This window comes from Streptomyces phaeochromogenes (assembly GCF_001418655.1).
Taxonomy (GTDB): Bacteria; Actinomycetota; Actinomycetes; order Streptomycetales; family Streptomycetaceae; genus Streptomyces; species Streptomyces phaeochromogenes.
In genome coordinates, this window is the sequence record NZ_LIQZ01000594.1 from 1 (window position 1) to 2,172 (window position 2,172).

The 2,172-nt window shown below is 69.7% G+C and carries 1 protein-coding gene and 1 pseudogene; both read right to left on the bottom strand.

Features of this window, described 5'->3' with window-relative positions:
- Positions 1-239: 239 nt before the first annotated feature.
- Positions 240-1,940 carry a coenzyme B12-dependent isobutyryl-CoA mutase large subunit gene (icmA, locus tag AOK17_RS46390; protein WP_055618664.1) on the bottom strand — a complete coding sequence of 567 codons (1,701 nt, stop codon included), beginning with the start codon at positions 1,938-1,940 and terminating at the stop codon, positions 240-242.
- A gap of 110 nt (positions 1,941-2,050) precedes the next feature.
- A pseudogene (locus AOK17_RS53235) lies at positions 2,051-2,172 on the bottom strand (DUF3817 domain-containing protein); the annotation flags it as partial.

A 2,172-nucleotide genomic window follows, 5' to 3' on the forward strand; every position in this document is an offset into this window, starting at 1 on the left:
ATCGGCCTGAACGGCCTCGTCCTCAAACGCCGGACGGGCTGAAGGGTGAATGCCGGACGGGCTGAAAAGTGAACGTCGGGCGGGCTGGAAGACAGGGGCGCAGCCCCGTCTTTCAGGGGCGCGGGGAACTGCGCGCCCAGCGACAGCCGACCCGCACCCGACAACCCGGCCAACGGGGTCTGGGGCGGAGCCCCAGAAGGACGGGAATGGGCAGGGGCGGCGGGGGCGAGGAAGAACGGCTAGAACCCCACCGGTTCCGTGTACTCGCCCCACTCCTCCCGGAGGGCGTCGCAGATTTCGCCGAGGGTGACCTCGGCCCGCACCGCCGCGAGCATCGGCACGATCATGTTCGCCCCGTCCCGCGCGGCGGCGAGCATCGCGGCAATGGCCCCCTGCACAGCCGATTCCGAGCGACCCGCCCGCCGCCCCGAGAGCACCCTCACCTGCTCCCGCTCCACCTCATGCCCGACCCGCAGGATCTCCAAGTCACCAGTGACAGAGCCACGGTGGACGTTGACACCCACAACCCGCTTCTCCCCCTTCTCGACAGCCCGCTGGTACCGGAACGCCGACTCGGCGATCTCCCCGGTGAACCACCCGTCCTCGATCCCCCGCAGAATCCCGGACGTGACGGGCCCGATCGGATGCACCCCGTCGGGATGCGCCCGCACCCCCCGCTCCCTGATCCGCTCGAAGATCCGCTCCGCGTCGGCCTCGATCCGGTCCGTCAGCTGCTCGACGTACCAGGAACCGCCCAGCGGATCCGCGACGCCGGCGACCCCGGTCTCCTCCATCAGCACCTGCTGCGTCCGCAGAGCGATCTCCGCGGCCTGCTCGGACGGCAGGGCGAGGGTCTCGTCGAGCGCGTTGGTGTGGAGGGAGTTGGTGCCGCCCAGCACCGCCGCGAGCGCCTCGACGGCCGTACGGACGACGTTGTTGTACGGCTGCTGGGCCGTCAGCGAGACGCCCGCCGTCTGCGTGTGGAAGCGCAGCCACTGCGCCTTCTCGGACCGCGCCCCGTACACGTCCCGCATCCACCGCGCCCAGATCCGCCGCGCGGCCCGGAACTTGGCGATCTCCTCGAAGAAGTCGACGTGCGCGTCGAAGAAGAAGGACAGCCCCGGCGCGAAGACGTCGACGTCGAGCCCGCGCGACAGCCCCAGTTCCACGTACCCGAACCCGTCCGCCAGCGTGTAGGCCAGCTCCTGCGCGGCCGTGGAGCCGGCCTCGCGGATGTGGTAGCCGGAGACGGACAGCGGCTTGTACGCGGGGATCGACGAGGTGCAGTACTCCATCAGGTCGCCGATGAGGCGCAGATGCGGCTCGGGTTTGAAGAGCCACTCCTTCTGCGCGATGTACTCCTTGAAGATGTCGGTCTGGAGCGTGCCGTTGAGCACGGCCGGGTCCACGCCCTGCCGCTCGGCGGCCACCAGGTACATGCAGAAGACCGGGACGGCGGGTCCGCTGATCGTCATCGACGTCGTCACGTCGCCCAGCGGGATGTCCTTGAACAGGGCCTCCATGTCGGCCGCGGAGTCGATCGCGACCCCGCAGTGGCCGACCTCGCCGAGCGAGCGCGGATCGTCGGAGTCGCGCCCCATGAGCGTGGGCATGTCGAAGGCCACGGAGAGCCCGCCCCCGCCGTTGGCGAGGATCTTCTTGTACCGCTCGTTGGTCTGCTGGGCGTTCCCGAACCCGGCGAACTGCCGGATGGTCCACGTCCGCCCTCGGTAGCCGGTCGAGTGGAGCCCGCGCGTGAAGGGGTACTCCCCCGGCCAGCCGATCCGCTCGAACCCGTCGTACGCGTCCCCGGGCCGGGGCCCGTACACGGGCTCCACCGCATCACCGGAGAGTGTCGCGAAGTCGGCTTCCCGCTTGTGCGAGGCGTCGTACCGGGCCTGCCAGCGACGGCGGCCCTCCTCGATGGCGTCAGCGTCCATACCATCAAAGTTACTAGGACGTCCTAGTAAACGTCGACGGCAAACCGCCACAGATCACGCCCGTGGCGGTGGTGGCGCCCAGCCCGTCAGTCAGCCTGTCAGTCAGTCCGTCACGCCTTTGCGACCGCGCCCGCGTCCTCAGTGACCTTGGACTCCAGCTCGCGGCTGACCTTGCGCTCCACGAAGAAGGCGGCTGTGGGGACGGTGCCCGCGAGCAGCACCCACAGCAGCT

Coding starts and splice junctions, on each gene's coding strand:
- icmA (WP_055618664.1), bottom strand. CDS start 1,940: ATGGACGCTGACGCCATCGAGGAGGGCCGCCGTCGCTGGCAGGCCCGG.